The 23,375-nt window shown below is 70.8% G+C and carries 22 protein-coding genes; 14 read left to right on the top strand and 8 right to left on the bottom strand.

From position 1 onward, the window contains the following. Positions 1–10: 10 nt before the first annotated feature. On the bottom strand, positions 11–709 hold the full coding sequence (locus BJ991_RS13500) for a copper resistance CopC family protein (protein WP_343048767.1): 699 nt from the start codon (positions 707–709) through the stop codon (positions 11–13). 114 nt (positions 710–823) lie between these two features. On the opposite strand from BJ991_RS13500, the gene BJ991_RS13495 reads away from it, so the two are divergent. Beyond that, positions 824–1,228, top strand: a complete 405-nt coding sequence (locus tag BJ991_RS13495; RefSeq protein WP_179490788.1) for a four-helix bundle copper-binding protein — start codon at positions 824–826, stop codon at positions 1,226–1,228. A 28-nt stretch (positions 1,229–1,256) separates the two neighbouring features. Here BJ991_RS13495 and BJ991_RS13490 read toward each other — a convergent pair whose 3' ends face one another. Beyond that, positions 1,257–1,604, bottom strand: a complete 348-nt coding sequence (locus tag BJ991_RS13490; RefSeq protein WP_179490786.1) for a hypothetical protein — start codon at positions 1,602–1,604, stop codon at positions 1,257–1,259. 189 nt (positions 1,605–1,793) lie between these two features. Here BJ991_RS13490 and BJ991_RS13485 point away from each other — a divergent pair, with 189 nt between their 5' ends. The 3 genes from BJ991_RS13485 (at position 1,794) to BJ991_RS13475 (ending at position 3,651) form a co-directional block, all read left to right on the top strand. Next, the gene (locus BJ991_RS13485) at positions 1,794–2,303 is read left to right on the top strand and encodes an FHA domain-containing protein (protein WP_179490784.1); all 510 of its coding nucleotides are present in this window, start codon (positions 1,794–1,796) and stop codon (positions 2,301–2,303) included. After that, a complete protein-coding gene (ftsR, locus tag BJ991_RS13480) occupies positions 2,303–2,995 on the top strand; it encodes a transcriptional regulator FtsR (RefSeq protein WP_179490782.1) in 693 nt (230 codons plus the stop codon). The genes BJ991_RS13485 and ftsR overlap by 1 nt, the downstream gene beginning before the upstream one ends. Before the next feature lie 110 nt (positions 2,996–3,105). Continuing rightward, positions 3,106–3,651: a MerR family transcriptional regulator gene (locus BJ991_RS13475; RefSeq protein ID WP_179490780.1), complete on the top strand. Its 546-nt coding sequence runs from the start codon at positions 3,106–3,108 to the stop codon at positions 3,649–3,651. A gap of 18 nt (positions 3,652–3,669) precedes the next feature. On the opposite strand, the gene BJ991_RS13470 is transcribed toward BJ991_RS13475, so the two are convergent. Then, a complete protein-coding gene (locus BJ991_RS13470; RefSeq protein WP_179490777.1) occupies positions 3,670–4,911 on the bottom strand; it encodes a trans-sulfuration enzyme family protein in 1,242 nt (413 codons plus the stop codon). A 104-nt stretch (positions 4,912–5,015) separates the two neighbouring features. Here BJ991_RS13470 and BJ991_RS13465 point away from each other — a divergent pair, with 104 nt between their 5' ends. Further along, positions 5,016–5,510 (top strand): Lrp/AsnC family transcriptional regulator, encoded by a 495-nt coding sequence (locus BJ991_RS13465; RefSeq protein ID WP_179490774.1) that lies wholly within the window; start codon positions 5,016–5,018, stop codon positions 5,508–5,510. A gap of 9 nt (positions 5,511–5,519) precedes the next feature. Here BJ991_RS13465 and BJ991_RS13460 read toward each other — a convergent pair whose 3' ends face one another. After that, on the bottom strand, positions 5,520–6,341 hold the full coding sequence (locus BJ991_RS13460) for a ParA family protein (RefSeq protein ID WP_179490772.1): 822 nt from the start codon (positions 6,339–6,341) through the stop codon (positions 5,520–5,522). An 87-nt stretch (positions 6,342–6,428) separates the two neighbouring features. On the opposite strand from BJ991_RS13460, the gene BJ991_RS13455 reads away from it, so the two are divergent. Genes BJ991_RS13455 through BJ991_RS13445 form a run of 3 tightly spaced genes read left to right on the top strand, consistent with a single transcriptional unit; the run spans position 6,429 to position 12,192 of the window. Further along, positions 6,429–9,836 (top strand): pyruvate carboxylase, encoded by a 3,408-nt coding sequence (locus tag BJ991_RS13455; protein ID WP_179490770.1) that lies wholly within the window; start codon positions 6,429–6,431, stop codon positions 9,834–9,836. A gap of 59 nt (positions 9,837–9,895) precedes the next feature. Beyond that, a complete protein-coding gene (locus BJ991_RS13450) occupies positions 9,896–11,695 on the top strand; it encodes a MinD/ParA family ATP-binding protein (protein ID WP_179490768.1) in 1,800 nt (599 codons plus the stop codon). A 5-nt stretch (positions 11,696–11,700) separates the two neighbouring features. Continuing rightward, positions 11,701–12,192, top strand: coding sequence for a peptide deformylase (locus BJ991_RS13445; protein ID WP_179490766.1), 492 nt, complete (start codon positions 11,701–11,703; stop codon positions 12,190–12,192). Between the two features lie 72 nt (positions 12,193–12,264). Here BJ991_RS13445 and BJ991_RS13440 read toward each other — a convergent pair whose 3' ends face one another. Continuing rightward, a complete protein-coding gene (locus BJ991_RS13440) occupies positions 12,265–14,091 on the bottom strand; it encodes an AMP-binding protein (protein WP_179490764.1) in 1,827 nt (608 codons plus the stop codon). Between the two features lie 177 nt (positions 14,092–14,268). Between BJ991_RS13440 and BJ991_RS13435 the strand changes: the two genes are divergently transcribed. The 3 genes from BJ991_RS13435 to BJ991_RS13425 all read left to right on the top strand — a co-directional run bounded on the left by BJ991_RS13435 (position 14,269) and on the right by BJ991_RS13425 (position 17,338). Continuing rightward, a complete protein-coding gene (locus tag BJ991_RS13435; RefSeq protein ID WP_179490762.1) occupies positions 14,269–15,207 on the top strand; it encodes an ROK family glucokinase in 939 nt (312 codons plus the stop codon). A gap of 2 nt (positions 15,208–15,209) precedes the next feature. Beyond that, positions 15,210–15,926, top strand: coding sequence for a lysophospholipid acyltransferase family protein (locus tag BJ991_RS13430; protein ID WP_179490760.1), 717 nt, complete (start codon positions 15,210–15,212; stop codon positions 15,924–15,926). Positions 15,927–15,994: 68 nt separating this feature from the next. Beyond that, positions 15,995–17,338, top strand: a complete 1,344-nt coding sequence (locus BJ991_RS13425; RefSeq protein WP_179490758.1) for a class II 3-deoxy-7-phosphoheptulonate synthase — start codon at positions 15,995–15,997, stop codon at positions 17,336–17,338. 37 nt (positions 17,339–17,375) lie between these two features. Here BJ991_RS13425 and pknB read toward each other — a convergent pair whose 3' ends face one another. Further along, positions 17,376–19,319 carry a Stk1 family PASTA domain-containing Ser/Thr kinase gene (gene pknB, locus BJ991_RS13420; RefSeq protein ID WP_179490756.1) on the bottom strand — a complete coding sequence of 648 codons (1,944 nt, stop codon included), beginning with the start codon at positions 19,317–19,319 and terminating at the stop codon, positions 17,376–17,378. 58 nt (positions 19,320–19,377) lie between these two features. Then, positions 19,378–20,523 carry a LysM peptidoglycan-binding domain-containing protein gene (locus BJ991_RS13415; RefSeq protein WP_179492808.1) on the bottom strand — a complete coding sequence of 382 codons (1,146 nt, stop codon included), beginning with the start codon at positions 20,521–20,523 and terminating at the stop codon, positions 19,378–19,380. A gap of 245 nt (positions 20,524–20,768) precedes the next feature. Here BJ991_RS13415 and BJ991_RS13410 point away from each other — a divergent pair, with 245 nt between their 5' ends. Continuing rightward, positions 20,769–21,119: an Rv2175c family DNA-binding protein gene (locus BJ991_RS13410; RefSeq protein ID WP_343048764.1), complete on the top strand. Its 351-nt coding sequence runs from the start codon at positions 20,769–20,771 to the stop codon at positions 21,117–21,119. On the opposite strand, the gene BJ991_RS13405 is transcribed toward BJ991_RS13410, so the two are convergent. Beyond that, positions 21,120–22,223, bottom strand: a complete 1,104-nt coding sequence (locus BJ991_RS13405; RefSeq protein ID WP_343048763.1) for a polyprenyl synthetase family protein — start codon at positions 22,221–22,223, stop codon at positions 21,120–21,122. 65 nt (positions 22,224–22,288) lie between these two features. Here BJ991_RS13405 and BJ991_RS13400 point away from each other — a divergent pair, with 65 nt between their 5' ends. Both BJ991_RS13400 and mraZ read left to right on the top strand, forming a co-directional pair. Then, a complete protein-coding gene (locus tag BJ991_RS13400) occupies positions 22,289–22,660 on the top strand; it encodes a DUF3040 domain-containing protein (RefSeq protein ID WP_179490754.1) in 372 nt (123 codons plus the stop codon). Between the two features lie 184 nt (positions 22,661–22,844). Beyond that, positions 22,845–23,276: a division/cell wall cluster transcriptional repressor MraZ gene (gene mraZ, locus BJ991_RS13395; RefSeq protein WP_179492802.1), complete on the top strand. Its 432-nt coding sequence runs from the start codon at positions 22,845–22,847 to the stop codon at positions 23,274–23,276. Positions 23,277–23,375: the final 99 nt, after the last annotated feature.

The following is a 23,375-nucleotide window of genomic DNA, read 5'->3' as shown; positions in this document are numbered from 1 at the left end:
GACTTCAAGCCTAGTGGTCGGCAGGGTGGTCGGAGCGGGGGCCGGCGTCCTGCGGATCGCGTTCGCGCAGGGCGTTCTCGCGACGCACGCGTGAGAACGCGAGGTACAGGAGCGCGCCGCCCAGGGCCGCGGCGAGCGCGCCGAGCACGACCCACAGCCACACATCGGCGAACGTCGAGTCGGCGTCGTCACCGTCGGCCGCCGCGGTCGGCGAGGCGGTGGGGGTCGGCGTCGGCTCGCTCGTCGCCGGAGTGGTCGGCTCGGCCGTCGTCGTCTCGGTGGGCGAAGGCGGCGCGGACACCGTGAACGTGTACTCGCCCGAGATCGGGTGGCCGTCGCCCGACACGACGCGCCACAGCACGCGGATCGCTCCGGATGCGCCGGATGCCGCGTCCAGCGCCTGCGTCACGGTGTTCTCCTCGACGACGGGCGCACCGTCCGCAATCGAGGCGCCCGCGCCGTCGACGACGTCGACCGCGGTCGCGCCTGCCTCGGGGGAGAGCACGCCGCTGAACACCAGCCGCACCTCGGCGGGGACGCCCTCGACGCTCTCGTCGGCGGCCGGCGACGCCGAGGTGAGCTCGTCGTGAGCCGCCGCCGGCGTCGCGACGAGCGCGAGCGAGCTCAGCGCGAGCAGGCCTGCGATGGCGGTCGCCGCCCATCGTGCGGCCGGAGAGGAACGCCGTCTGTGAACTTCTCGTGACAACACGGTTTCGAGCCTAGCCCGGGCTGTTGCTCGCCCAGGCACGGGCCTACGATTCGGTCAGGCGGGGCGATCCTGCCCCGCCGAAGCGACGACGAAGACGGAAGCGAGGTGCGGGAGATGGACGCCATGATGATGGACGCCATGTCGAAGGACATGATGTCGATGCCGGGCATGGAGACGATGGACATGTCCCTGCTGCAGGCGTGTCTGGACGCCTGCTCGGCATGCGAGCAGGCGTGTACGGTGTGCTCGACCCAGATGCTGTCGTGCGCCCCCGCGTGCATGAACTGCGCGGACATGTGCAACACGATGATGCGGGCCATGCTGCGGATGCAGGGGATGACGCCCGCCACCATGATGGCCATGCTCGACGCGTGCATCGCCATGTGCCAGCAGTGCATGGACGAGTGCATGGAGCATGCCGACCACAGCGACGTGTGCCGCATGTGCGCGCAGTCGTGCAAGGCGTGCATGGACGCCTGCAGCAAGCTGCGGCAGTCGATGGCCGCCGCCGCCATGTGACCAGGACGGCGGCACTTGGCCGCCGCGGTCAGCGCAGGACGTTGAAGCGCGCCGCGCCGGCGGCGAGGACGCCATAGCGTCCGTGCAGGGCGACGGGAGTGCCCTCCAAGACGGCGGATGCGGCGCCCGCGCCGTTCCACACGACGATGCGCGCCGCGTCGTCGAGCGTTCGCAGCGTCAGGGTGCCGGCCGTTGCATCCGTCTTCTCGACGATCGCGTCGACCCACTCGGACGGGGTCGCGGCCGCGAGCCGCGCCTGGATGAGGTGCAGCGCGTGCCCGGGGGCGAACGTCGAGCAGGTACCGCCGTGGACGCACATGCACGCCGGACGCTCACGCACCTCGAGGGGCGGAAGGTGGCTGTGCGGGGTCGACACGACGGGTCTCCTGTCAGTAGGTTCGATTACCCCGCCCAGGCTAGGGGGGACGGGACCGGCCGGCATCCCGAGCCGACACACGCCGAAACATTGCGCGGCGGTCACGGAAAGGCGGTCTGCCGGAAAGGTGCGATCCGCTCTTTCGGCGGACGACCTTTCGGATAGGCTTGGACGCCAGAGGAGGAGCACGTGGACGACATTCGCCGACCCGACTCGGGCGAGATCCGACGGGCTGCGGGCGGGAGCGGCGAAGCCGGCTCCGCCGACCGTGCAGCCGACACGACGCAGACTTTCGGGCATGACTCGGATCTGTCGTTCGTGCCGTTCGGCAGCGACCTGACCGAAGCCGAACTCGACGCGATCGACGCCCTGCCCAGCGGCGCGGCGATTCTCATCGTACGGTCCGGGCCAACCGCCGGCGCCCGGTACCTGCTCGACACCGATGTGACCACGATCGGCCGTCACCCCGAGGCCGACATCTTCTTCGACGACGTGACGGTCTCGCGCCGGCACGCGGAGGTGACGCGCACCGGCACGTCGTTTGAGATCGTCGACCAGCGCTCCCTCAACGGCACGTACGTGAACGGCGAGCGTGTCGACCGCGGCCGGCTCACGAACGGCTCCGAGGTGCGGATCGGCAAGTTCCGCCTCAACTTCTTCGTCTCGCCCTCCGACCTGGCACCGGCCGCGGACGCGTGATGTCAGGCGCCAACGCCCGCGAGCGCGCTGCGCCCGCGGGCCTGCTGAGCATCGGTCAGGTGCTCGCACGGCTCGGCCCCGAGTTCCCGACGCTGACCTCGAGCAAGCTGCGCTTCCTCGAGGTCCAGGGGATCGTCGCGCCGCTTCGCACCGAGTCCGGCTACCGCAAGTTCTCGCAGACCGACCTCGAGCGGCTGCGCCTCGCGCTCACGCTCCAGCGCGACCACTACCTGCCGCTGAGCGTCATCCGCGAGTACCTCGAAGACCTCGACGCGGGCCGCGACCCCGCGATGCCGACCGTGCCGCCGCCGCCGTCGATCGTGCCGGCACCGCGCCGCTACCGGCGCGAGGAGCTGCTCTCCGCCGCAGGTGCCGCGCCTCAGCTGCTCAACGACGCGATCAGCACGGGCGTGATCACGGGCGGCGAGACCTACACGGAGCAGTCGCTGGCGATTCTTCGCGCGCTCGTCGCGCTCGATCGCCACGGGATCGAGCCCCGCCACGTCCGCACTCTGCGGCAGAGCGCCGAGCGCGATGTCGCTCTCGTGGAATCCGCGCTGGCGCCGCTGCTGCGACGCACCGATCCGTCATCCCGCGCGCGGGCGAGCGAGCTCGCGCCGGAGCTGACCCGCCGGCTCGACGAGGTGCGCGCGATCTTCGTCCGCTCGGCGCTGGAGCGCCTGCTGTCGTGAGGCCGGCCCGTCCGGGGGCGACACGTCGGCGACACACGTCGGATGTCGTTGCCCGAGGACCGGGGCTGATCTAGCGTTGAACCATCGGGATCCACGAGGGGGGATTGCGCATGACCGCACCGGAAGCGGCGGACGAACCGCGTTTCGTCGCCGACCTCCTCTTCACCGACGGCCTCCCCGCGATGGACGACGAGGTGGGCTACCGCGGCGCGGTGGCCGCCCGTGCTGCCGGCATCACCTACCGCCAGCTCGACTACTGGGCCCGCACCGAGCTCGTCGAGCCGACGGTGCGCGGCGCGAGCGGCTCGGGCTCGCAGCGTCTGTACGGCTTCCGCGACATCCTCGTGCTCAAGCTCGTCAAGCGCCTGCTCGACACCGGCATCTCACTCCAGCAGATCCGCACGGCGGTCGAGCAGCTGCGCGTCGCCGGCATCCGTGATCTCGCCGGAACCACCCTCATGAGCGACGGCGCCTCGGTGTACCTGTGCACGTCGAACGACGAGGTCATCGACCTCGTCAGCCGCGGTCAGGGCGTGTTCGGCATCGCCGTCGGCAAGGTGCTGCGCGAGGTGGAGTCGACGCTCGTCGAGTTCGACCCGCAGACCGTCGACGCGGTCGACGAGCTCGCCGCCCGTCGCGCGGCGCGCTCGGCCTGACGGGCTTCGTCAGCGGCGTCAGACCGTCGCCGACGTCTCCGTCGCCGCCGTGTCTTCGAGCGCCTCTTCCGCCGCTCCGCTCCCGCCCGCGATCTGCGCGAGCGCCTGGTCGAGGTCGGCGATGAGATCGTCGGGGTCCTCGAGACCGATCGAAAGTCGCACGAGGCCCGCACCGGGCTTGGCGGCGGCTGCCACCGGGCGGTGGGTGAGCGAGGCCGGATGCTGGATGAGCGAGTCCACGCTGCCGAGCGACACCGCGTGCGTGAACACGCGCACGCTCGACGTGAGCGTCACGGCGGCGTCGTAGCCCCCCTCGAGCTCGATCGAGACCATCGCGCCGGGCCCGTCCTGCTGCGTGCCGATGAGTCCCTTCGGGTCGGCGCCGGGGAGCCCGGGGAAGTGGACGCGCGCGACGTGGGGGTGGTGCGCGAGGTGCGCGGCGACGCGCGTGGCTCCGGCCTGCTGGGCGCGCACGCGGATCGGGAGCGTCGCCAACCCGCGGTGCAGCAGATACGCGGCGAGCGGATGCAGGATCGCACCGGTGATCGCGCGGGTGCGACGCAGCGCCGCAGCCGTTTTCGCGTCGCACGCGACGACGCCGCCCACGACGTCGCCGTGACCACCGAGGTACTTCGTGGCGCTGTGCAGCGACATCGCGGCTCCGAGGTCGAGTGGGCGCTGCAGCACGGGGGTCGCGAACGTGTTGTCGACGACGACGGGAACGTCGCCCGCGGCCGCGACGACGGCGCGGATGTCGACGAGCTCGAGTGACGGGTTGGCGGGAGACTCGACGATCACGAGTCCGGTGTCGGGCCGGAGCGCTGCGGCGACGCCCTCGGGGGTGGTGAAGGTCGTCTCGGTGCCGAGCGTCCCGGCGTCGAGGAGGTGGTCGGTGCCGCCGTACAGCGGGCGCACCGCGACGACGTGCCGACGATCGCGGGGGAGCGAGAGCAGCACGGCGGTGATCGCCGCCATGCCGGACGAGAACGCGACGGCCTCCTCCGAGTGCTCGAGCTTCGCGAGCGCGACCTCGAAGCGTCCGACGGTGGGGTTCCACAGACGCGCGTACACGTTCGAGCCACCGTCGAACGGGCGGCCGCCCGTCGCGAGCACCTCGTACGACAGCCCGCCGAGCTCCACATCAGGGAGCGGGCTCGTCGACGAGAGGTCGATCGGGAGAGCGTGCACGCCCATCGCCGCGAGGTCTTCGCGGCCGGCGTGCACGGCAACGGTGTCGGGATGCAACGTCGTCGGTGCCATGCATCCATCGTCGGTGATAATTCATTGTTCCGCAATCGACACCGAACCTTCTGCGGTGCAGAATGGTTTTCCATGAGGAATCTGCGTTCCGGAGCATCCGAGTCATGACGCCGCCGAAGAATCCGCACCCCGTTTCCCCACCCATCGACGGAACGGATCGGGCCATCCTCGAGGCCCTCACGGCGGATGGCCGGATGACCAACGCGGCCCTCGCCGCACGCGTCGGGGTCGCCGAGTCGACGTGCGCGAATCGCGTCAAGGCGCTGCGCGAGTCGGGGGTCATCGCGGGCATCAGCGCGAGGGTCGATCCGGCGGCGGTGGGGCGGCCGATCCAGGCCGTCGTGCGCGTGCATCTGGCCAGCCACAACCGCGCGCATGTGAACGAGCTGTTCGACCGACTCGTCGCGATCCCGGGAGCCCTCTCGGTCATCCACGTCGCCGGCGACGACGACTTCGTGCTCCTCGTCGCGGTGCCCAGCCCGCAGCGGCTGCGCGACATGATCCTGGAGCACATCACGAGTCATCCGGCCGTCACGAAGACCGAGACGCAGCTCGTGTTCGAGGTGCGCGACGGAGCCGGCGTGCTCGGCCCGCTGTAGGCGACACGACTACTGCGCGCGCACCTCGCCCGGCGTCGCCGGCGTGGGGATGCGGCCCGTGCGCATGACGCGGTCGAGCAGGGCGTCGAAGTCGGCCGCGAGCTCCTGCGCGGAATCGCCCGGCCAGATGTGGAGCGGCTTGGCGGCGCCCTGCGCCTGCTGGAGCGACGTGCGCTCCGGCAGCTGCGGCGAGAGCACGAGCGGCCCGAACATGTCGCGCAGCTCCTTGATGCGGAACTGGTGCTCGATCGACTGCGGACGCACGCGGTTGACCACGAGACCGAGCGGCTGAAGACGGGGGGAGAGGCCGCGGCGGATCTCTTCGATCGCGCGCAGCGCGCGGTCGGCGGCTGCCACGGAGAACAGGCCCGGCTCGGTCACGACGATGACGCGGTCGCTCGCCGCCCAGGCCGTGCGCGTGAGCGCGTTGAGCGAGGGGGCGCAGTCGATGAGCACGAGGTCGTAATCGGCCTCGATCGTCGCGAGCGCCTCTTCGAGCTTCCACACGTCGCGCACGCTCGGGTGCGGACCGTCGAAGTTGATGGCGGACGGGCTGCCGATCATGACGTCGATCGTGCCGGGGTGCACCTTGGCCCAACCACTGGAGGTGATCGCCTGACGGACGACCTTCTCCTTCGGGTTGGCCAGCACATCGGCCACGTTGAGGCGGCCGGCGACCTGGATGTCCATGCCGGTCGAGACGTCCGACTGGGGGTCGAGATCGACCACGAGCGTGCGCACTCCTCGCGCGAACGCGGCGGAGGCGAGGCCCAGAGTGACAGTCGTCTTGCCGACACCGCCTTTGAGCGAGCTCACGGAGAGTACGTGCACAAGGCACTACGTTACCGTCCCCTAGGCTGTGAGCACACTCAGCCGAACCGGCGGCTGGGTCTGGGCCGGATCCTGCGCGAGGTGCGAATGTTCAAGAAGATCCTTGTTGCCAATCGAGGTGAGATCGCCATCCGGGCTTTCCGCGCGGCATTCGAGCTGGGCGCGAGGACAGTCGCGGTGTTCCCGTTCGAGGATCGAGGGTCGCTGCACCGTCAGAAGGCCGACGAGTCGTACGAGATCGGCGAGCACGGGCATCCGGTCCGCGCGTACCTCGACGTCGACGAGATCATCCGCGTCGCGCTGAAGTCCGGAGCCGACGCGATCTACCCGGGCTACGGCTTCCTCTCCGAGAACCCGCAGCTTGCGGCGCGGGCCGCCGAGAACGGCATCACCTTCATCGGGCCCCCCGCGAGCGTGCTCGAGATGGCGGGCAACAAGGTCACCGCGAAGGAGCACGCGGTCGCGGCAGGCGTTCCGGTGCTGCGATCGACGGATGCCTCGGACGACGTCGACGCGCTCGTCGCGCAAGCGGAGGCGATCGGGTTCCCCATCTTCGTGAAGGCCGTGGCGGGCGGCGGCGGCCGCGGCATGCGGCGCGTCGAGAGCCCCGCCGACCTGCCGCCCGCGATCGCCGAGGCGATGCGCGAGGCGGGCGCCGCCTTCGGCGACGCGCGGGTCTTCCTCGAGCAGGCGGTCGTGCGTCCGCGGCACATCGAGGTGCAGATCCTGGCGGATGCCGCGGGCGAGACCGTCCACCTGTTCGAGCGCGACTGCTCGGTGCAGCGACGCCACCAGAAGGTCATCGAGATCGCACCGGCGCCGAACCTCGACCCCGCGATCCGCGACGCTCTCCACGCGCACGCCATCGCGTTCGCGAAGTCGATCGGGTACATCAACGCGGGCACGGTCGAGTTCCTGCTCGAGACCGCCGGCCCGCGCACGGGCGAGGTCGTCTTCATCGAGATGAATCCCCGCATCCAGGTCGAGCACACCGTCACCGAAGAGGTCACCGACGTCGACCTCGTCCAGTCGCAGATGCGCATCGCGGCGGGCGCGACGCTCGCCGATCTCCGGCTTCACCAGGAGAGCATCCAGCTGCGCGGCGCCGCACTCCAGTGCCGCATCACGACAGAGGACCCCGCGCAGGGCTTCCGCCCCGACACGGGCCGCATCACCACGTATCGCTCGCCCGGCGGTGCGGGCATCCGTCTCGACGGCGGCACGACCGCCGCAGGTTCGCAGATCAGCCCGCACTTCGACTCGATGCTCTCGAAGCTCACGTGCCGGGGCCGCGACTTCCCGGCGGCCGTCGCCCGCGCGAAGCGCGCCCTCGCCGAGTTCCGCATCCGCGGTGTCTCCACGAACATCCCGTTCCTGCGGGCGGTGCTCGACGAGCCGGCCTTCGTCGCGGGCGACGTCAGCACGTCGTTCATCGACGAGCGGCCGCAGCTGCTCACGAGTCATCCGTCCCGCGACCGCGCCACGAAGCTGCTGAACTGGCTCGCCGACGTCACGGTCAACCGTCCCTACGGCGAGAAGCCGATCATGGTGTCGCCCGGCAGCAAGCTGCCCGACATCGACCTCACCGCGCCCGTCCCGGCGGGCAACCTCGAGCGCCTGCGCGACCTCGGGCCCGCGGGGTTCGCGAAGGCCCTCCGCGAGCAGACGGCGCTCGCGGTCACCGAGACGACGTTCCGCGACGCACACCAGTCGCTGCTGGCAACGCGCGTGCGCACACGCGACCTCGTCCGCGTCGGTCCCCACGCCGCACGCATGACGCCCGAGCTGCTCTCGATCGAGGCGTGGGGCGGGGCGACCTACGACGTCGCGCTCCGGTTCCTCGCTGAGGACCCGTGGGAGCGGCTCGGTGCCGTCCGTCAGGCGATGCCGAATATCCCGATCCAGATGCTGCTGCGCGGGCGCAACACGGTCGGCTACACACCGCGGCCCGTCGAGGTGACGGACGCCTTCGTGCGCGAGGCCGCCGCGACCGGCGTCGACATCTTCCGCATCTTCGACGCGCTCAACGACGTCGACCAGATGCGCCCCGCGATCAGCGCCGTGCTCGAGACGGGCACCGCGGTCGCCGAGGTCGCCGTGTGCTACACCGCCGACCTGCTCGACCCGTCCGAGAGCCTCTACACGCTCGACTACTACCTGCGCCTGGCCGAGCAGATCGTCGAGGCGGGCGCGCACGTCCTCGCGATCAAGGACATGGCGGGCCTCCTGCGCCCCGCGGCGGCGGCGAAGCTCGTCACGGCGCTGCGCGAACGGTTCGACCTGCCCGTGCATCTGCACACGCACGACACCGCCGGCGGCCAGCTCGCCACGCTCCTCGCGGCGAGCGCCGCGGGCGTCGACGCGGTCGACGCGGCCGCCGCTCCGCTCGCGGGCACGACGAGCCAGCCTTCGCTGTCGGCGCTCGTCGCGGCCCTCTCGCACACCGAGCGCGACACCGGCCTCAGCCTTCAGGCAGTGAGCGATCTCGAGCCGTACTGGGAGGCGGTGCGTCACCTCTACCGTCCCTTCGAGTCGGGTCTTCCCGGGCCCACGGGCCGCGTGTACCACCACGAGATCCCGGGCGGCCAGCTCTCGAACCTGCGCCAGCAGGCGATCGCGCTCGGCCTCGCCGACGACTTCGAGCTCATCGAGGACATGTACGCGGCCGCCGACCGCATCCTCGGGCGCATCCCGAAGGTGACGCCGTCGTCGAAGGTCGTCGGCGACCTCGCGCTCGCGCTCGTCGCGGCGAAGGCCGACCCGGCGGACTTCGAGCAGAACCCGCAGAAGTTCGACATCCCCGACTCGGTCGTGGGATTCATGGCGGGCGAGCTCGGCGACCTGCCGGGCGGCTGGCCCGAGCCGTTCCGCTCGAAGGTGCTCGCGGGCCGCAGCGTGTCGATCGACATCCCGCCGCTGAGCGACGAGGAGCGCGAAGGCCTCGCCGGCGAGGCGGCCGACCGCCGCCGCACGCTCAACCGCCTCCTCTTCCCCGGGCCGGCGAAGGAGTTCGAGCACAACCGCGAGGCCTACGGCGACCTCTCCACCCTGGGAACGCCGGACTACTTCTACGGGCTCAAGCCCGGCGAGGAGCACGTCGCCGAGATCGACCCGGGCGTGCAGCTGTACGTGGGGCTCGAGGCGATCGGCGAGCCGGATACCGCCGGCATCCGCACCGTCATGACGACGCTCAACGGCCAATTGCGCCCCGTGTACGTGCGCGACCGCGCGATCAAGGTCGAGAAGGTGGCCGCCGAGAAGGCCGACACGAGCAAGCCGGGCCAGGTCGCGGCGCCGTTCTCGGGCGTGGTGACCCTCAAGGTCGAGGTCGGCGACAAGGTCGCGGCGGGCCAGCCGGTCGCGTCGATCGAGGCCATGAAGATGGAGGCGGCCATCACAGCGCCCGTCGACGGGGTCGTCGAGCGGCTCGCCCTGACCGGCGCGCAGCAGGTCGACGCCGGCGACCTTTTGGTCGTGGTCCGTCCCGCCCAGTAGCCTGGAAGGCGCGCGACTCGCACGCGCGCCTGCCCGACGCCTGCTTGGAGAAGCCCGCATTGACGCCTGAGCGACCTGACCAGAACCCTGACGACGCCGAGAACGGCGTGCTGGCCGACACGGGGAGCATCGACACGACCAAGTTCGACCTGCTCGGCGGATCCACCGAGCAGGTCGAGGTGTCCTTCCCGATCGCGTCCGAAGACGACGACCTCGACGACGACGTGATCGGCGACGAGGTCGCCCTCGACGTGGACTTCCTGGACACGGAGACGGCCGAGGCCGAGATCATCGACACGGGTGCCGTCGATGCCCCCGCGGGGCAGGCCGACGCGGGCTACGACGTCATCGACGCCGAGCTCGTCGACACCGGCTCGTTCGACCCGATCGCGCCCGGCGACCGCCCGGGCGGCGAGACGCCGATCGAGCAGAGTGTTGCGGATGCGGGCGACGTCGCACAGGCTGGTGTCGCGGACGAGGTGGCTGACGGGGCCGTCGCTGAGCCGGAGGTCGATGACATGCTTGATCCAGAGATCGCATCGGATGCCGACGCCGAGCGTCCCGGTGACGAGGGGCAGCCCGACGCCGAGGCCGAGGAGAACGGCCCCACGATCGAGACCGCCGAGTTGGACGCCCTCATTGCGGGCGCCATCGCGGCGCATCCGCGCGGGGAGCGCACCACCCGCGAGACCGGCACGGGAACCGGCGCCACCCCGACCGACGCGGCGGCCGAGGCGGCCGAGGCCTCCCGCGCGGCGAGCACTCATTCGGCCGCACCGTCCCCGAGCCCGGCGACCCGCTGGGAGGCGCACCACCCCGAGCGGCCCGACCGCGTCCGTGCCGTCGAGCGCACACAGATGCGGCCCGAGATCTCCCTCACCTCGAAGCGGCTCGGGGAGTTCGAAGCCAACCGCGAGAGCGCGGATCTGCTGACGCCCGACCGTCTGCTCGACCCGCACCAGGTCGTCAAGCCCGAGCCCGAGGGCATGTGGCAGCACCTCATCTACACGATCTCGGGCAAGCGCATCCACCTCGGCGACAGCAAGCGCGCGCAGGCACGCAAGGAGCTCGACCGTCGCATCGCTGCGCCGCTCACGGGCGGGGCGCGCTTCGTCCCCGTCGTCTCACGCAAGGGCGGCGTCGGCAAGACGACCGTCACGACGCTGCTCGGCATGGCGCTCGCCGACGCGCGCGACGATCGCATCATCGCGGTCGACGCCAACCCCGACCGGGGCACGCTGGCCGACCGCGTCTCGCGCGCGAGCGGCAAGACGGTGCGCGACCTCGTGCGCGCGCGCGCCGAGGTGAGCGGCTACGCCGACATCTCGTCGATCGTCGCGCGCGACGAGACGCGCCTGGACGTGCTCGCGTCCGACAGCGACCCGCGCGTGTCCGAGGCATTCAGTGACCGCGACTACCACGACGTGGCCCGCATCGCCGCGCACTACTACTCGATCGTGCTCACCGACACGGGCACCGGCATCGTCCACTCGGTCATGTCCGCGACGCTCGACCGCGCGGATCAGCTCGTGATCGTGGCCGGCCTGAGCGTCGACGAGGCGCGCCTCGCCTCCGAGACGATCACGTGGCTCGAGACGAACGGCTACGCCGAGCGCGTGCGCAATGCCGTCGTCGTCCTGAACCACGCGCGTCCGGGCGCCCCTATCGTCCGTGCCGGCGAGCTCGAGGCGCACTTCCGCTCGCGTGTGCGGGCCGTCGTCCAGATCCCGTACGACCCGCACATCGCCGCCGGAAGCGCGATCGCGTTCCGCGACCTTCAGCCGGCCACGCGCCTCGCGGCGCGCGAGCTCGCGGCGACGGTCGTCGAAGGTCTCCGCGCCCTCGCGGTCGCCGCCTGACCGCGATGACGGTCCGGCCCATCCGGCTCTTCGGCGACCCTGTGCTCAAGGCGCCTTCGACGCCCGTCGACGGCATCGACGACGGCGTGCGCGCGCTCGTGCAGGACCTTCTCGACACGGTCGAGCTTCCCGGGCGTGCGGGCGTCGCGGCGCCCCAGATCGGCGTGGGCACACGCGCTTTCAGCTACAACATCGACGGCGACATCGGCTACATCCTCAACCCCGTTCTCGTCGAGGTGCGGGGCGAGCCCGAGCTCATGGGCGAGGGCTGCCTCTCGGTGCCGGGCCTGTGGCACGAGACTCCGCGCCACCCGTACGCGAAGGTCGTCGGCATCGACCTCGACGGCAACGAGGTCGTCGTCGAGGGGGAGGGGCTCATGGCGCAGGCACTCCAGCACGAGACCGACCACCTCGACGGCAAGCTCTTCCTCGACCGGCTGCCTCCCGAGACGCGGCGCGTCGCGATGCGGCAGGTGCGCGAGAGCGACTGGTTCTAGCCCAGACCCGCCCGACGCATGACGAAGGGCCCGAGGCATCCGCCCCGGGCCCTTCGTCATGCGTCGTCTCGATTACGAGAGCGACACGTTGGACGTGTTGACCGGCGCCGCGTAGATCTCGTCGATCTCGCTCGCGAAGTCGGAGAGGATCACGTTGCGCTTGATGCTCATCTTGGGCGTCAGGTGGCCGCTCGCCTCGGTCCACTCCGACGAGAGGATCGTGAACTTGCGGATCGACTCGGCGCGTGAGACACGCTTGTTCGCCTCGTCGATCGCCCGCTGCACCTCGGCGCGCACGGCACCGTTCGCGGCCGCCTCGGCGAGCGACATGTCGGCCGGCAGCTGGTTGTTCGCGAGCCAGGTCGGCAGCATCTCGGGGTCGAGCGTCACGAGCGCCGAGATGAACGGCTTCTGGTCGCCGACCACGACGACCTGCCCGACGATGGGGTTCGCGCGGATCGGGTCTTCGAGCGCGGCCGGGGCGACGTTCTTGCCGCCTGCCGTGACGATGATCTCCTTCTTGCGGCCCGTGATCGTCAGGAAGCCTTCGTCGTCGAACGAGCCCAAGTCGCCCGTCTTGAACCAGTCGCCGTCGAACGCCGCGGCGGTCGCCTCGGGGTTGCGCCAGTACTCCTTGAAGACGTTGATGCCGCGCACCTCGATCTCGCCGTCCTCGGCGAGGCGGATGCCGACGCCCGGGAGAACCGGCCCGACCGTGCCGATCTTCGACTTCGTCGAGAGGTTGACCGTCGCGGGGGCGGTCGTCTCGGTGAGGCCGTAGCCCTCGAGGATGACCACGCCGAGGCTGTGGAAGAAGTGGCCGAGGCGCTCGCCGAGAGGCGCCGAGCCCGAGATGGCGTACACGACGTTGCCGCCCATGGCCGTGCGCAGCTTCGAGTACACGAGCCGGTCGAACAGCGCGAACTTGATGCGTGTGCCGAGCGGGACCTTGCGGCCCTCCTGCTGCAGCTTCGAGTGCTCGATCGCGGTGTGCGCGGCGGCGCGGAAGATCTTGCCCTTGCCGCCGGCCTCGGCCTTCTGCTCGGCCGAGTTGTAGACCTTCTCGAACACGCGCGGCACCGCGAGCAGGAACGTCGGCTTGAACGAGCCGAGCGCCGGCAGCAGCTGCTTCGTGTCGGGCTGGTGTCCGGTCTTGACGCCCGCGTGGACGTTCAGGATCGAGATGAAGCGCGCGAACACGTGCGCGGTCGTGATGAACAGCAGCGTCGACGCATCGGGGTACTCGACGACCTCGCGCAGGGCGCGGGCCGAGTTGCGCGAGAGCTCGACGAAGTTGCTGTGCGTGATGACGCAGCCCTTCGGGCGGCCGGTCGAGCCGGACGTGTAGATGAGCGTCGCGATGTCGGCGCCGTTCGCGATGCTGCGGCGGCGCTCGATCTCGTCGTCGGTGACGTCCTTGCCCTGCTCGACGAGCTTGTCGAGGTCGCCGCGGTGCATCTCCCACACGGAGCGGATGAGCGGTACGTCGGCGCGCACCTCGTCGAGCCGCGCCGCGTGGTCGGTGGACTCGACGATGCACGCGACCGCGCCGGAGTCGGTGAGGATCCAGGAGACCTGCGACGGCGAGCTCGTCTCGTAGATCGGCACCATGACGGCGCCCGCGAAGAAGAGCGCGAAGTCGACGAGCGTCCAGTCGTACGTCGTGCGTGCGATGAATCCCACCTTGTCGCCGGGCTCGACGCCCGCCGCGACGAAGCCCTTCGCGAGCGCCACGACCTGGCGGTGGAACTCGGCCGAGGTGATGTCACGCCAGCCCTCGCCCTCGGGGACGGCGAACAGGGCTCGGTCGGGCGTCGCCTTCACGCGTTCGACGAGGAGATCAGAGATGTTCGCCTGTGGATCGGCGGGCACGATCGCTGGGACTTCGAATTGGACCACGGCAGCTCCTTCGGTACCGGATTGCGAAATGTTCGGGTGAATAGGACGAGTTTAGTCGTCCGTGCTTCGGGGGCGAGGTGCCTGTGGACGGCGGGGGGTCGCAGGCTCCGATCCGGCCGCTTCCGCGCGGCTAGACTTCAAGGCGCCGTCGCGAGCGCGCCGGCTGAAAGGACACTGGTGCTCAACGTCGGGATCGACATCGGCGGGACGAAGATCGCCGGAGGCGTCGTCGACGCCGACGGCACGATCCTCGAGAAGGTCCGCGTCGAGACTCCGGTCGACACGGCGGCGCTCGCGAGCGCCGTGGCCGACATGGCGAACCACCTCATCGAGCACCACGATGTGTCGGCAGTGGGCGTCGCGGCGGCCGGGTTCATCGACAAGACCCACTCCGTCGTCATCCACGCGCCGAACATCGCGTGGCGCGACTATCCGCTGCGCGAGATCCTCCAGCGCGACATCAGCCTCCCCGTCTCGATCGAGAACGACGCGAACGCGGCGGGCTGGGCCGAGTTCCGCTTCGGCGCCGGGCGCGACGTCGACGACATGGTCATGCTCACGCTCGGCACCGGCGTGGGCGGGGCGGTCATGGTCGAGGGCGAGCTGTTCCGCGGCGGCCACGGCATCGCCGGCGAGCTCGGGCACGTCCGGTTCATCCGCGATGGCGTCCCGTGCGGGTGCGGACAGAACGGATGCCTCGAGCAGTACGCATCCGGACGCGCGCTGCAGCGCGAGGCGAACGCGATCGCCGACGAGGGCGGTGAGCGGGGGAGAGCCCTCGCGGAGCTGCGCGAGCAGAAGGGCACCATCTCGGGGCCCGCGGTCTCGCGGCTCGTGCTCGCGGGTGACGAGGGCGCCCGCGAGGCGCTCCTGCGCGTCGCGACCGCGCTCGGCGAGGCGTGCGGCGGCTTCCAGGCGGTGCTCGACCCGGAGCTCTTCGTGATCGGCGGGGGCGTCGCCCAGCTCGGCGAGACGCTCCTCGAGCCTGTGCGCATCGCCTATGAGACGGCGCTCCCCGGCTACGGCGACCGCCCCGTCGCGGACTTCGCGATCGCGAAGCTCGGCAACGACGCGGGGCTCATCGGCGCGGCCGATCTCGCGGGGCGCGAGGTGTAGCGATGTTCTACTGGCTGATGAAGTACGTGGTGATCGGACCGATCGTCAAGGCGATCTTCCGCCCGTGGATCATCGGTCGCCGCAACGTCCCCTCCGAGGGCGCCGCGATCCTCGCGAGCAACCACCTCTCGTTCGTGGACTCGATCTTCCTGCCGCTCATGATCGACCGGCCGGTCGCCTTCCTCGCGAAGAGCGATTACTTCACGGGGCGCGGCATCAAGGGGTGGGCGACGCGGATGTTCTTCAAGGCGACCGGGCAGATCCCCATCGACCGCTCGGGCGGCCAGGCATCCGAGGCCTCGCTGAACACCGGCCTGCAGGTGCTCGGGCGCGGAGACCTGCTGGGCATCTACCCCGAGGGCACCCGCAGCCCCGACGGCAAGCTCTACCGCGGGCGCACGGGCATCGCGCGCATGGCGCTGGAAGCGCACGTGCCCGTGGTGCCGGTGGTCATGGTCGACACCGACACGATGATGCCGATCGGCACGCGTCTCCCGCGCGTCGTGCGCGTCGGCGTCGTGATCGGCGAGCCCCTCGACTTCTCGCGGTTCGCGGGGATGGAGGGCGATCGCTACATCCTGCGGTCTGTCACCGACGAGATCATGGTCGCGCTGCAGCGGCTCGGCGAGCAGGAGTACGAGGACGTGTACGCCTCGACGGTCAAGGACCGGCTCAAGAAGCCGTCGACGGACTCGTCGAAGGCGGATGCCGCGGCCTGACGTCCGGCACTCCCGCCGAGCGGTGACCGACGGATCTGGGCACGGCCGCGCGCCGATACAATTGGCGGATGCTCCAGCATCTCGACGCCCTCGACCACTGGCGGACTCTGCCCATCAAGCAGCAGCCCGTGTGGCTCGACGCCGAGGCGGTGGCCGCCGCATCCGCTGAGCTCGCAACCCTCCCGCCCCTCGTCTTCGCCGGCGAGGTCGACAAGCTGCGCGAAAAGCTCGCGCGTGCTGCTGCTGGCAGGGCATTCCTGCTGCAGGGCGGGGACTGCGCCGAGACGTTCGCGGGCGCCACCGCCGACCAGATCCGCAACCGCATCAAGACGGTGCTGCAGATGGCGGTCGTGCTGACGTATGGCGCGTCGATGCCGGTCGTGAAGATGGGGCGCATGGCGGGGCAGTTCGCCAAGCCGCGCTCGAGCGATACCGAGACGCGCGGCGACGTGACGCTGCCGGCGTACCGCGGCGACATCGTCAACGGCTACGACTTCACCGAGAAATCGCGTGAGGCCGACCCGTCGCGGCTGCTGAAGGGCTACCACACGGCGGCCTCGACCATCAACCTGATCCGCGCGTTCACGCAGGGCGGCTTCGCCGACCTCCGCGAGGTGCACTCGTGGAACAAGGGCTTCGCGCAGAATCCCGCCAACGCGCGGTACGAGCGTCTCGCAACCGAGATCGACCGTGCGATCAAGTTCATGGAGGCGGCGGGCGCCGACTTCGACGAGCTCAAGCGCGTCGAGTTCTACACGGGCCACGAGGGCCTCCTGATGGACTACGAGCGTCCGCTCACCCGCATCGATTCGCGCACGGGCACGCCGTACAACACGTCGGCCCACTTCCTGTGGATCGGCGAGCGCACGCGCGAGCTCGACGGAGCGCACGTCGACTACTTCTCGAAGATCCGCAACCCGATCGGCGTGAAGCTCGGTCCGGCGACGACGCCCGAGACGGCGCTCGCCCTCATCGACAAGCTCGACCCGGAGCGCGAGCCCGGGCGCCTCACCTTCATCACGCGCATGGGCGCCGGCAGGATCCGCGACGCGCTGCCGCCGCTGCTCGAGGCCGTCAGGGACTCGGGTGCGACTCCGCTGTGGGTCACCGACCCGATGCACGGCAACGGCATCACGACGCCGACCGGCTACAAGACGCGTCGCTTCGACGATGTCGTCGACGAGGTGCGCGGCTTCTTCGAGGCGCATAGCGCGGTCGGAACGTTCCCCGGCGGCATCCACGTCGAGCTCACGGGCGACGACGTCACCGAGTGCCTCGGCGGCTCCGAGATGATCGACGAGGCGACTCTCGCTACGCGCTACGAGTCGCTGTGCGACCCGCGCCTGAACCACATGCAGTCGCTCGAGCTCGCGTTCCTCGTCGCCGAGGAGCTCGAGAACCACAAGCGCTGATACGGATGCCTCGGCCGAGGGATCCGTATCGCCCGCGTCAGCCCGACGCGGTGATCTGCAGGTAGACGCGCGTGCCCTTGACGCGCTGCTCGCCCGCGGCGGGGTCCGTGCCGGTGACGCGCGTGAGGGAGTTCGGGAAGGGCGCCCAGAACACGGCGTAGTCCACCTGGAATCCGGCGGCCTCGAGCGTTGCGATCGCCTCGTCGCGCGTGAGGTCCTGCACGTCGGGGATCGGGAAGAGCGGCGGCCCCGACGAGACCACGAGCGTCACGGTGTCGCCCGGGCGCAGCCAGCCGCCGTCCTCGCGGCCGACGACGCGGATCACGTCGCCCGCGGCGATCTCCTCGCTCGTCTCGGTCGCTGATTCGCCGGCGACCTGCAGCCGTGCGCTCTCGAGCGCGCGGCGCGCGGAGTCCTCGCTCTCGCCGACGACGTCGGGCACGGCACCGAGCGACACCCACAGCGTCGCGCCGTCGCCCTCGTGCGCCGTGCAGCCTTCGCCGCACGCGTACGGCTCGCCGACACGCGGGTTGAGCATCGTGCCGACGACGGCGCCCGGGGGAGCTGCGGTGAAGAACTCCTCGTTCTGCTCGTCGGGTGTGATCCCGAGGGATTCGAGAAGTCTTCGCGCATCGGTCTCGGTGAGGTCGATGAGCCGATCCACGGTGACCTCGGCGGGTCCGAGCGACACGATCAGCCGGATCTCGGACTCCTTCTCGACCCGCGCGCCCACGGGCGGCTCGCTGCGGATCACGAGGCCCGGCTCGATGTCGAGGCTGTTCTCGCCCTCTTCCACGGCGACGAGCGACTCCGCCTGGAGGAGCTGCTGGGCCTCGGCGAAGGTGCGGCCCGAGACATCGGGCACCGCGACGAGCGATCCCGGACCGGACCCGAACCACCAGCCGGTCGCGCCGGCGAGGCCCGCGAGCAGCAGCACGAGCGCGATGAGCCAGCCGCCCTTCGCCGCGCGGCGCTTCGTCGCCCGGCGCAGTCGGGTCGCGTTGTCGACCGTCTCCACCGGATGGGTCGCGTGCGCGCCGCTCGTGGGCAGCACGGCGGTGAGCTCACCCGACGCGATGCCGTCCTCGGCGATCACGCCGGTCGCCGCCGAGCGGGTCGCCGTCTGGGGCGAGATGCCGAGCTCGCGCTCGATCTCGCGCAGCCGGTCGAGCATGATCTGCGCGTCGGCGGGGCGGTCGTCGGGCGACTTCTCGGTGGCCCACAGCACGAGCTCGTCGAGCATCTCGGGCACGCCGGGGTTCCTGACACTGGGCCGGGGCACCGAGTCGGTCGCGTGCTGGAACGCGATCTGCATCGGCTGCTCGCCCTTGTAGGGCTGCTCGCCCGTGAGCATCTCGTACAGCATGATGCCGAGCGCGTAGATGTCGCTGCGGGCATCCGCCGTGCCGCGCGTCACGAGCTCGGGGGCGAGGTACGCGATCGTTCCGAGCAGCTGCGCGCCCGTCGCGGTGTTCGCCGTCGTCGCGCGGGCGAGCCCGAAGTCGCCGATCTTGATGCGTCCGTCCTCGGCGAGCAGCACGTTCTCGGGCTTGACGTCGCGGTGCACGATGCCGGCGCGGTGAGCGGCCGCCAGGCCCGACAGCACCGCGTCCATGACGGAGATCGTCTGCGGCACCGTGAGGCGGCGCTGCTCGCGGAGCAGCTCGCGCAGCGTGATGCCCGGCAGGTACTCCATCACGAGGTACGCCATCTCGCCGTCCTGCCCCTGGTCGAAGACGTTCACGACGTGGGGATCGGCAAGGCGCGCGGCGGCGCGTGCCTCCTGGATGAAGCGGCTCTGGAAGACGGAGTCGTCGCTCAGATGGCTGTGCATCACCTTCAGGGCGACGCGGCGCTCGAGCCGCAGATCGGTGGCGACGTAGACCGTCGCCATGCCGCCACGAGCGATGCGCGCGCGAACCCGGTATCGGCCGTCGACGAGACGGCCGATCAGCGGGTCCACCTGCTGGCTCGTGCTCACGGGAGAAGTCTACGGACGCGGTGAGAGGAGCCTGGGCAGCGGCGCACCCGCCTCTGCCTCAGCCGAGCGCCGCGAGCCAGGCGTGGGCGGGCTGCTCCCACCTCGCGTAACGATCTGGATACGCCGAGAGCTGCACCGCTTGGGCCGCCTGCGCGAAGGACATGTTCTGCCATCCGGGGATGTCGAGCAGTCCACGCGTGCGGGTCCCGTTGGGGTCGCCCGGGCCGCCGAAGAACGCCCGCGTCGCGCGCGCGGGGTCGCGCACCTCGGCCTCGGTGCCCCATCCGGTGCTCGGCCGCTGCTGGAAGAGGCCGAGCGAGTCGCGGTCGCCCCAATCGAGGTTGCGCAGCCACGACTCCTGCATCGCTGCGCCGAGCGAGATGGCGATGCCGCGGTCGGGCACGCCGAGCTCGCGTCCGATGCGGATGATGAGCTGCGCGTTCGCGACCTGCTCCGCGTCCAGCCCCGGCGCTGACGGCGCCGCCGCCGGGATCGTGATGACCTGGCCGGGGTAGATGATGCTCGCCCACCCGAGCCCGTTCGCCGCGAGCACCGCCGCCGTTGTGACGCCGTGCCGCCGCGCGATCGCGGAGATGGTGTCGCCCGCCTGGATCGTGTACGACGCCCCGGGTCGCGCAGGCGAAGGCGCAGGACCGGGCGCCGGTGCCGGGGCGGGAGCGGGCGCTGTCGCCGCTGTCCCGCCCGCGGGGATCTTCACGACCTGTCCCGGGTAGATGATGCTCGACCAGTTGAGCCCGTTGGCCGCGAGCACCGCCGCGGTCGGGACGCCGTGCCGTCGGGCGATCGCCGAGATGGTGTCGCCCGCGCGGACCGCGTAGGTCGTGCCGCCCGACGGCGCGGGGGCGGGGGCGGATGCCGCGCCCGACGTCAGCCGCAGCACCTGGCCGGGGTAGATGATGCTCGACCAGCTCAGTCCGTTGAGCGCGAGCACATCCGCCGTGCGCAGCCCGTGGCGCGCCGCGATGGCGCTCACCGTGTCGCCGCGCTGAACGACGTACGTCTGGGGGATGCCGGCCGCCGCGGGTGCGGGAAGGCGTGCCGCGGCGGGAGCCGCGACCGCGGGCATCCCCGCGGGGCGCGCCGGCGCGAGGCCGGACGCAACGGCGGGGTCGAGCTGCGGAATCCGTGTCGGTGTCTCGTCCGCCGTGTCCACCGCCTGCGCGGGCGCGCCCGAGAGCATCATGGCGATGGAGCCCGCGAGGGCCGCGCCCCCGGCTGCCGCCGCGCGACGTCGGCGGAGCGCGGCGCGCCCCTCCGGAATAGCCGTCGAACCATTCTCGTGTCGCAAGAGATCCCCCCTCTGTCGACTGCGAAAACGCTGTCACGAATGGGAACGGGTGTCAACAGGTGTGCTCTCACGTGGCGGTTGTGACCAATGTGACGAATGTGGCAGAACCCGCCTCGCCGCGCGGATGAGATAGTGGCTTCGTGACCGCTGATTCCGCGCCGCGTATCGAGACCGATTGGCTGACACTTCCCGAACTCGTCGACATCCTGGGCGAGCCGCTCGGGCGCGTTCATCGTCTGCTCGACGAATCGCACCTCATCGGCTCGCGCCGCCACGGGCCGCTCAAGGTGCCGTCGGTCTTCATCGTCGACGGGCGCCCGCTGTCGTCGCTGCGCGGCACCGCGATCGTGCTGCACGACGCCGGCTTCTCCGACGACGAGGTGATCGACTGGCTGCTCACGAACGAGGAGTCGATCGGCGTCGCGCCGATCGAAGCGCTCCGCGCCGGCCGCAAGAGCGAGGTTCGGCGGGTCGCGCAGACGCTTGCGTGATCAGCGCGTGCGCACCGTCGCGGCGTGCGCCAGGTCGCGCAGCTCGCCGACCGCGGCGTTGCCGAGGCGCGCTCCCGACAGGGCGCGGTCGGCCTCACGCGCGTAGTCGGCGATGAGCTGCTCGACGCGGTCGAGGGCGCCGCTGTCGATGATCGTGCGCTGGAGCGAGGCCACCTGGTCGTCGGCGAGACCCGGGTCTCCGACGAGCTCGTCGACGACGCGCCGCGCCGAGGGCGGCAGCGCCGCGCGCGCGTACGCGATGAGCACCGTGCGCTTGCCCTCGCGCAGGTCGTCGCCGGAGGGCTTGCCGGTCTCGGCGCTGTCGCCGAAGACGCCGAGCACGTCGTCGCGCAGCTGGAACGCCATGCCGAGCGGATGCCCGAACGCCGCGAGGGCCGCGCACTGACCGTCGTCGCCTCCGGCGATCGCGGCTCCGATGACGAGCGGCTGCTGGATGCTGTAGCGCGCCGACTTGAACGACGCGACCCGCAGTGCGCGGTCGGCGTGGCGGTCGTCGGGCTCGGTCGAGTACGCGGACTCCTCGGCGATGTCGAGGAACTGCCCCATCGTGACGTCGCGCCGCATCGTCGCGTACTCGGCCCGGGCGCGCGCGGCGCGCTCAGGGTCGAGCTGCGTGAGCGCCTCCTCGAAGAGGTCGTCGCTCCACGCGACGAGCAGGTCGCCGAGCAGCACGGCGGCCGAACGGCCGAAGGCTGCGGCGTCGCCGCTCCATCCCGCGTCACGGTGTGCGCGCTCGAGCGCGCGATGCGCGGACGGGCGCCCGCGCCGCGTGTCGGAGTTGTCGATCAGGTCGTCGTGCACGAGCGCGGCCGCGTGGAAGACCTCGAGGGCCGCGGCCGCGGTGGTCGCGGCATCCGCGATCTCGGCCGCTGAAGACGACGAGACGGATGCCTCCTCCACCGCCCTCCACCCGGCGATGCAGAACCGGCCGCGAAGCCCTTTTCCGCCCCGCAGGGCCGACGCGGCGACGTCGACGAGGAGCGCTGCTTCGTCGCCCATCCGCGCGGTGCTCGCGCGCTGACCCGTGACGAAGGTGTCGAGTCGCTGGGAAACCGCTTCGACCGGGTCGCGATGGGGGGACACGGGCCTAGCCTAGTGATCCCAGCGCCGCGTAGAATCGAGGCGTCAGAGCCCAAAGAGGGGGATGCATGCCACTCTCCGAACAGGAGCAGCGTCTGCTCGATGAGATGGAACGCCATCTCATGCGCAACGACGCCGATGTCGTGAGCGCGCGTGGAGGCGGCCGTTCGCTGAGCTATCGCAACATCGTGCTCGGCACCGTGCTGGTGCTCATCGGCCTCGGCGGCCTCATCGCCGGCGTCTCGGTTCCGCTTGTCATCGTCGGCGTCATCGGATTCGTCGTCATGCTGGGCGGCGTGATCCTCGCAGTGACCCCCACCCGTGGCGGGGGAGCGACCGCAGCCGGTGCCGCACCGGCGCGTGAGCACAAGCCGAAGTCGTCGTCGTCCTTCATGGATCGCATGAACGACCGCTGGGACCGCCGGCAGGGGGAACGCTGATCCGCCGCATCCGCTGAATCCGCATCGAAGCACCGACCCGAGGGTCGGTGCTTTTTTGTGCGCTCTGCACGCGCTTCTTCGCCGCGCACGGCGCGTCGGGGTGGATCTGGTTACGAAGTGGAGGGAAGTGGAGTAAAGTGGCGACCAACCTGGCGGGGGCCGGCTGTGAGGGGGTGAAGTGTCGATGCTTCTTGGCACGCACACTCCCAAGCTCGACGACAAGGGTCGCGTCATCCTCCCCGCCAAGTTCCGCGACGATCTCGGCTCCGGCGTGGTCGTCACCCGGGGGCAGGAGCGCTGCCTGTATGTGTTCAGCACAGACGAGTTCGAGCGGATCCACGAGCGCATCCGCGAGGCGCCGCTCTCCAACAAGCAGGCCCGCGACTTCCTCCGCATGTTCCTCTCGGGCGCGAGCGCCGAGAAGCCCGACAGCCAGAACCGCATAACCATCCCCCCTCCGCTGCGCACCTACGCAGGTCTGGAGCGCGACCTCGTCGTCACCGGCGTGGGCGCGCACGCCGAGATCTGGAACGCCGACGCGTGGAACGCCTACGTCGACGGCAATGAAGAGAGCTACGCCGAGATGGAGCAGGAGGTGATCCCGGGCCTGTTCTGAGGCCCTCGGCCCTGACTCCCAGCCGCTCCCGCCCTGGCGCACCTTCCCCGGTGCCAGGTCGAAGCGGATGGGGATCAGGGCCGAGGGACAAGGCCGCCC

This window comes from Microbacterium immunditiarum (assembly GCF_013409785.1).
GTDB lineage: Bacteria > Actinomycetota > Actinomycetes > Actinomycetales > Microbacteriaceae > Microbacterium > Microbacterium immunditiarum.
Note: the sequence above shows the minus strand (reverse complement) of the source record. Positions and strands in the feature narration are given on the sequence as shown.

Excerpts from the sequence above, each read along its gene's own strand:
- BJ991_RS13495 (WP_179490788.1), top strand. The coding sequence starts at position 824 with ATGGACGCCATGATGATGGACGCCATGTCGAAGGACATGATGTCGATG.
- ftsR (WP_179490782.1), top strand. The coding sequence starts at position 2,303 with ATGTCAGGCGCCAACGCCCGCGAGCGCGCTGCGCCCGCGGGCCTGCTG.
- BJ991_RS13475 (WP_179490780.1), top strand. The coding sequence starts at position 3,106 with ATGACCGCACCGGAAGCGGCGGACGAACCGCGTTTCGTCGCCGACCTC.
- BJ991_RS13470 (WP_179490777.1), bottom strand. The coding sequence starts at position 4,911 with ATGGCACCGACGACGTTGCATCCCGACACCGTTGCCGTGCACGCCGGC.
- BJ991_RS13465 (WP_179490774.1), top strand. The coding sequence starts at position 5,016 with ATGACGCCGCCGAAGAATCCGCACCCCGTTTCCCCACCCATCGACGGA.
- BJ991_RS13455 (WP_179490770.1), top strand. The coding sequence starts at position 6,429 with ATGTTCAAGAAGATCCTTGTTGCCAATCGAGGTGAGATCGCCATCCGG.
- BJ991_RS13445 (WP_179490766.1), top strand. The coding sequence starts at position 11,701 with ATGACGGTCCGGCCCATCCGGCTCTTCGGCGACCCTGTGCTCAAGGCG.
- BJ991_RS13430 (WP_179490760.1), top strand. The coding sequence starts at position 15,210 with ATGTTCTACTGGCTGATGAAGTACGTGGTGATCGGACCGATCGTCAAG.
- BJ991_RS13425 (WP_179490758.1), top strand. The coding sequence starts at position 15,995 with ATGCTCCAGCATCTCGACGCCCTCGACCACTGGCGGACTCTGCCCATC.
- BJ991_RS13415 (WP_179492808.1), bottom strand. The coding sequence starts at position 20,523 with ATGATGCTCTCGGGCGCGCCCGCGCAGGCGGTGGACACGGCGGACGAG.
- BJ991_RS13400 (WP_179490754.1), top strand. The coding sequence starts at position 22,289 with ATGCCACTCTCCGAACAGGAGCAGCGTCTGCTCGATGAGATGGAACGC.
- mraZ (WP_179492802.1), top strand. The coding sequence starts at position 22,845 with ATGCTTCTTGGCACGCACACTCCCAAGCTCGACGACAAGGGTCGCGTC.